This window comes from Cellulomonas septica (genome assembly GCF_012396155.1).
Lineage (GTDB): Bacteria > Actinomycetota > Actinomycetes > Actinomycetales > Cellulomonadaceae > Cellulomonas > Cellulomonas septica.
The window spans coordinates 1-6,860 of sequence record NZ_JAAXOY010000139.1; the positions used below are offsets into that span (position 1 = coordinate 1).

The 6,860-nt window shown below is 71.1% G+C and carries 4 protein-coding genes; all 4 read left to right on the forward strand.

Going from position 1 to position 6,860, the window contains the following annotated elements; genetic code table 11:
* Positions 1 to 104 precede the first annotated feature (104 nt).
* Complete coding sequence (gene lysS, locus HGA02_RS07420; protein WP_168678490.1) at positions 105 to 1,643, forward strand: lysine--tRNA ligase; 1,539 nt, start codon at positions 105 to 107, stop codon at positions 1,641 to 1,643.
* A gap of 3 nt (positions 1,644 to 1,646) precedes the next feature.
* A complete protein-coding gene (locus HGA02_RS07425) occupies positions 1,647 to 1,856 on the forward strand; it encodes a hypothetical protein (RefSeq protein WP_168678491.1) in 210 nt (69 codons plus the stop codon).
* Between the two features lie 66 nt (positions 1,857 to 1,922).
* The gene (locus HGA02_RS07430; protein WP_168678492.1) at positions 1,923 to 2,267 is read left to right on the forward strand and encodes a histone-like nucleoid-structuring protein Lsr2; all 345 of its coding nucleotides are present in this window, start codon (positions 1,923 to 1,925) and stop codon (positions 2,265 to 2,267) included.
* A gap of 227 nt (positions 2,268 to 2,494) precedes the next feature.
* Positions 2,495 to 6,860 (forward strand): endo-1,4-beta-xylanase (locus tag HGA02_RS07435; RefSeq protein ID WP_168678493.1); only part of this gene is annotated, 4,366 nt, incomplete at its 3' end.

The window sequence follows — 6,860 nt, forward strand, 5'->3', positions numbered from 1 at the left end:
GGGCGTCGTGCACGTCACCGCGCCGGCCCCACCTCCGGCGGGGCGTCGTGCACGTCACCGACCGCGGCGCCGGGTGGCACGGGTCGCGCCGGTAGAATCGCCCGGTGACCGCTGCGCCCGAGAACCCGGCCGAGAACGCCGCCGCCGACGCCCCCGTCGACGACACCCCCGAGCAGATCCAGGTCCGCCGCGCGAAGCGTGAGCGCCTGCTCGCCGAGGGGACCGAGGCCTACCCCGTGGTGGTGCCGCGCACGCACACGATCGCCGAGGTGCGCGCCGCGTACCCCGACCTCGAGCCCGGCACGGAGACGCAGGACGAGGTCGGGATCGCCGGCCGCGTCGTCTTCCTGCGGAACACCGGCAAGCTCTGCTTCGCGACGCTCCAGGACGGCGAGGGCAACCGCCTCCAGGCGATGCTGTCGCTCGCCGAGGTGGGCGAGGAGCGGCTGTCCGCGTTCAAGTCCGACGTCGACCTGGGCGACCACGTCTTCGTGCACGGGCGCGTCATCTCGTCACGCCGCGGTGAGCTGTCCGTGTTCGCCGACGCGTGGTCGCTCGCCGCGAAGGCCCTGCGGCCGCTGCCGAACCTGTACGAGGGCACCGAGCTCTCGGAGGAGGCGCGCGTCCGCCAGCGGTACGTCGACCTCATCGTCAACCAGCGCTCGCGGGACATGGTCCGCACGCGTGCCGCGGTGCTGCGGTCCGTCCGGGAGAACCTGCACCAGCGCGGCTTCATCGAGGTCGAGACGCCGATGCTCCAGGTGCGCCCGGAGGGTGCGGCCGCGCGGCAGTTCGAGACGCACATGAACGCGTTCGACATCCCGCTGTTCCTGCGGATCGCGCCCGAGCTGTTCCTCAAGCGCGCCGCGGTCGGCGGCGTCGAGCGCGTCTTCGAGATCAACCGGAACTTCCGTAACGAGGGCGTCGACGCCACGCACTCGCCCGAGTTCGCGATGCTCGAGACGTACGAGGCCTACGGCACCTACGACACGATCGCGGACCTCACGCAGGACCTGGTGCAGACGGCGGCGCGCGACGCGTTCGGCACGACCGTCGTGACGCTGGCCGACGGCACCGAGTACGACGTGGGCGGCGAGTGGGCGCGGCTGCCCATGTACGACTCGCTGTCCGAGGCGCTGGGTGTCGAGATCACGCACGACACGACCGACGAGGTCCTGCTCGAGCTGCTCGAGAAGGCCGAGATCGAGCTCGCTCCCGGGCAGCGCAACCACGGCAAGATGGTCGAGGAGCTCTGGGAGCACCACGTCGGTCACGCATTGACGGCACCCACGTTCGTGCGCGATTTCCCGGTCGAGACGTCGCCCTTGGTGCGCGACCACCGCAGCAAGCACGGACTCGTCGAGAAGTGGGACCTCTACGTGCGCGGCATGGAGCTCGCGACCGGTTACTCGGAACTCGTTGACCCGGTCATCCAGAGGCAGCGGTTCGAGGCGCAGGCGGCGCTCGCGGCGCGCGGCGACGACGAGGCCATGCGAATCGATGAGGACTTTCTCACCGCGATGGAGTTCGCGATGCCGCCGTCGGGAGGGATGGGCATGGGGATCGACCGCCTGCTCATCGCGCTCACGGGCCTCGGCATCCGCGAGACGATCCTGTTCCCGCTCGTGAAGCCGCAGGGCTGACGCGTGGACGGGCTCACCGCGGCGCTGGCCGCCGTCCTCCCCTCGATCGGTGTCGGGCTGATCTTCTGGTTCGCGATCCGCGCGCTCGTGAATGCGGACCGCACCGAACGGCAGGCATTGGCCAGAATGGATGCCGAGGAACGCCGCGCCGCGCAGCAGGAAGCGGTCACCACAAATGAGGAATCGAAGCGCGACCGTTTGACGTCCGAATAGTACGGGTGTCATGCTTCGGCGGGTAAGCGAGAAAATCCCCTCCACGCACTTACCCCGGAGCGAACAATGGCTCAGAAGGTCCAGGTCCTGCTCGTCGACGACATCGACGGCGGAACGGCGGACGAGACGGTGACGTTCGCGCTCGACGGCGTCACCTACGAGATCGACCTCACGGCGGCGCACGCCTCGGAGCTGCGCGACGGTTTCGCACAGTGGGTCGGCCACGCCCGCAAGGTCGGTGGCCGTTCGTCGTCGGCGCGCCCCGCCGGCCGCGGCAGCAGCAGCAACGCACGACGCTCCTCGGGCGACGCCCAGGCGATCCGCGAGTGGGCGAAGGCCAACGGGCACCACGTCTCGGAGCGGGGTCGCATCTCCGCCGAGGTGAAGTCCGCGTACGACGCCGCGCACTGACGCGACGACTCCCGAAGCCCCCGGTGCCGACGAGCACCGGGGGCTTCGTCGTGCCTCGACGCGTCCGGGACCGCCGAGCGGACCCTCTGGGGCGGGTCACGGAAGCGTCACAGTTTCGATACTTGCGACGACAGAACCGATAATTCGCTCCTCCGGCTGATACCGGAACCGCTGTCCGCTGCATAGGTTGGCGCGGTCACCTGTCAGCATTGCGCAAAGGAGCGTCGATGAGACGGCCGAGAGGCTTCGAAACTATCGGGATCGGCCTGCTGGCCGTCGGCGTGATCGCCGCCCCGATCGCGGGCATCCTGCCCACCGCGACCACCGCCGCCGCGGCGTCGCCCACCGTCGTGTCGTCGACGACCTTCGAGGACGGCACGACGGGCATCTGGCAGCAGAGCGGCAACCCGACGCTGAGCGTCGTCGACGTCGACGGCGGCAAGGTCCTCCAGGTCGCGAACCGCGCGGCCGACTACGAGGGCGTCCAGACAGCCCCCGGTGCGCTGGCCGACCTGGTGCCGGGCACCGAGTACACGATCTCGATGCGTGCCCGCCTCGCCGACGGCACCACGGGCGGCCCCGCCGGCGTGCGGTTCGTCATGAAGCCCGCGTACACGTGGATCGGCAACACGACCATGACCGCGGACGCGTGGACCACGGTGAGCGGCACGTACACCGTCCCCGCGACCGGGACCGCCCCGTCGGACCTCCAGCTCTACCTCGGCACCGGTGACCTGACCGGCGCGTACACCTACCTCGTCGACGACCTCGTCATCACGGGGCCGCCCGCTACCGGCCCGAGCGCGGTGCTGACCAGCACCTTCGAGTCGGCCGGTCACGGCTGGACCGCTCGCGGCTCCGGCAGCACGACGGTCGCCACGACGACCACGCAGGCGCACGGCGGGACGTCGAGCCTGCTCGTCACCGGCCGCACCGCCGGCTGGAACGGCGCGCAGCACGACGTCTCGGCGCTGCTCACGACGGGCACCTACGACGTCGAGGCGTGGGTGCGGCTCGCCGACGGGGAGCCGGGCCCGGCCCAGCTCAACCTCGGCATGCAGACGCCCGGAGCGGCGAACGAGTACCCGTGGGTCGGCGGCCGCGTCGCCGTCACCGCGGGCGAGTGGACGAAGCTGTCCGGCACGTACACGGTCGACCCGGCGACGCCGCCGACGAACCTCTACGTCGAGTCCGACAGCGCGACCGCCTCGTTCCTCGTGGACGACGTCGTCATCACCGGCCAGGCGTCCACAGGCCCCGGCGAGGTGCCGGACGTCCCGCCGGGCGGCGCGCTCAACCCGACGACGACGCCCGTCGCGACCGCCGCGGCCGCGTCCGCTCCCGGCGTGAAGCGGGCCGCGCTCACCTTCGACGACGGCCCCAACGGCGCCGCCACGACCGAGCTGCTCGACTTCCTCGCCGCGAAGGACATCCCGGCGACGTTCTGCGTCATCGGCCAGAACGTCACGACCGGCGACGGCGCGAGCGTCCTGCGTCGGATCGTGTCCGACGGCCACACCCTGTGCAACCACTCCACCGACTACAGCGCGATGGACGGGCTGACGCAGGCGCAGGCCGCGCAGAAGATGGCGCAGAACCTCACGACGATCCGGACCGCGCTCGGCGACGCGAACGCGCAGGTGCCGTTCTTCCGGGCGCCCAACGGCGCGTGGGGCCAGACGCCGGCTGCCGCCGTGTCGCTCGGCATGCAGCCGCTCGCCGTCACCAACCTCATCAACGACTGGGACGCGACCGTGCAGTCCGACGTCGAGGCGCTCAAGGCCAACCTGCGCGCCGCGATGCAGGACGGCGAGATCGTGCTCGTGCACGACGGTGGCGGCAACCGCGCCAACTCGGTCGCGGCGCTCAAGGCCGTCGTGCAGGAGCGGCTCGACGCCGGCTGGGAGTTCACCCTCCCGTCCGTCACGCTCGCGCCGGCGCAGCCGGTCGGCTCGACGGTGATCTCGGCCGACTTCGAGGACGGCATGGACGGCTGGTTCGTCCGCGAGACCGGCAGCGGCACGCCGACGGCGACGGTCACGACGACCGCGGCCCACGGCGGTGCGCAGTCCGCGCTCGTCGCGAACCGCACGTCGCAGGGGCACGGCCTCGCGTTCGACGTCGACGGCGTCCTCGTGCCCGGCACGCTCTACGAGCTGTCCGCGTGGGTCCGCTTCGCCGCGGGCCAGCCGGCCGACGACGTGTGGCTCACGGTCCGGCACGACGACGGCGGCACGCAGAAGTTCACGACGCTCGCGCAGGTGTCGGGCCAGTCGAACAGCCAGTGGGTCGAGGTGAAGGCCTCGATCCGGGTGCCCGAGGGCTCCGACCTGCTCTACCTGGAGACCGACTACAACGGCGGCAACACGTCCGACTTCCTGGTCGACGACATCGTCGTCAAGGTGGCGTCGCCGCTGTCGATCGAGGAGGGCCTGACGCCGATCAAGGACACGCTGGACTTCCCCTTCGGTGCCGCGATCCAGGCGCGTGACACGGCTGACCCGTACGGTCGCCTGCTCACCAAGCACTTCGACCAGATCACGCCCGAGAACTTCATGAAGCCCGAGGCGTGGTACGACGCGAACGACCCGACGCACACGTTCGTCATGACGAACTCCGAGGCGGACGCGCTCATGACGTACGCGGCGGAGCACGACCTCAAGGTCTACGGGCACGTGCTCGTGTGGCACAGCCAGACGCCCGACTGGTTCTTCCAGGACGGCTCCGGCCGCTGGCTCACCGACAGCCCCGCCGACCAGGCGGTGCTGAAGGCCCGGCTGCGCACCCACATCGACGACGTCGCGCAATACCTCAGCGACAAGTACGGGAAGTTCGGCAGCGCGACCAACCCGCTGTACGCGTTCGACGTGGTCAACGAGGTCGTCTCCGACGGCAGCGGCACCCCCGGCGGCATGCGCACGAGCCGGTGGTTCCAGGTGCTCGGCGAGGAGTTCGTCGACCTGTCCTTCGAGTACGCGAACGACGCCTTCAACGGCACGTACGCGGCTCCCGGCCAGTCGCACCCGGTCACGCTCTTCATCAACGACTACAACACCGAGCAGGCCGGCAAGCAGCAGCGCTACTACGACCTGATCGCCCGCATGGTGGACCGCGGCGTCGAGTTCGACGGCATCGGCCACCAGTTCCACGTGAGCCTCGCGACCCCCGTGAGCACGCTCGCGGGAGCGCTGGACCGGATGGCCGACCTGGGCAAGGTCCAGGCGATCACCGAGTTCGACGTCACGACGGGCACGCCCGTGACCGAGGCGAAGCTGGTCGACCAGGGCTACTACTACAAGGACGCCTTCGACGCGTTCCGCGCGTTCCACGCGGAGACCGACCAGGTCTTCTCGGCGACCGTGTGGGGTCTCGTCGACGGCCGGTCGTGGCGGAACGACTCGGGTGCGCCGCTCGTCTTCGACGACCAGGTCAAGGCCAAGCCGGCGTACCACGGCATCGTCGACGCCTCCACGCTGCCCGCCCCCATGCGGGCCGCGAACGTCTTCCAGGGCACCGTGCCGCTGGACGACGACGCGACCTCGGCTCCCGACTGGGACCGGCTGCCGCTGCTCCCGATGGACGACTCGGCCGCGTTCCAGCTCCGCTGGGAGGCCGACCACCTGACGGCGTACGTCGTCGCGTCGGACGGGACCCCGGCGGCGTCGGACGGCCTCACGTTCACCCTCGACGGGTCGACGTACGCGTTCGGTCGCGACGGCGAGGGCGACGTCGACGGTGTCGCGACGGAGCTGGGCGACGGCTGGGCCGCGGTGGTCCACCTGCCGCTCGACGCCGCCGCGGTCGGCGACCAGCTCGCGTTCGACGTGACCGCCACCGACGGCAGCGCGACGGTCGGCTGGAACAAGCTCGGCGCGACCGGCACGCTCACGCTGGTCGAGCCGCTGTCGTACCTCGAGGTCGCACCGGCGTCGTCGGCGCCGACCGTCGACGGCGAGGAGGACGCGGTCTGGGCCGACGCGGCCTCGGTCAGCACGACCAAGGTCGTCGGCGCCGGGTCGGACCCGGCGGGTGCCGTCGCGGACGTCAAGACGCTGTGGAAGGACGACACGCTCTACGTCCTCGCCACCGTCACGGACGCCGTCGTCAACACCGCGGGCTCGGACCCGTGGACGCAGGACTCGGTCGAGATCTTCGTCGACCCGGGCAACGCGAAGAACGGCTCCTACCGCTACGACGACACGCAGCTGCGCATCAGCGCGGACAACGTGGTGTCGGTCGGCACGGGTGACGAGGCCTACCAGAAGGCCAACCTCACCAGCGCCACGCGTCGCACCGCGTCGGGCTACGTCGTCGAGGCTGCCATCGGCCTGCACGACCAGGGCGGCGCCGGCACGTTCCACGGGCTCGACTTCCAGGTCAACGACGCCACCGCCGACGGTGCGCGCACGTCGATCCACACCTGGGCCGAGCCCACCGGCACCGGCTACCAGACGACCGAGCGCTGGGGCGTCGGCCGGCTGGGCGAGGCCGCGGGCGAGGAGCCGGAGCCGTCGGCGCCGACGATCGTCCTCGGGGCCGGCAAGGTCGCGCGGGGCGGCACCGTGCCGGTCGCGCTGTCCGGGTTCGCGCCCG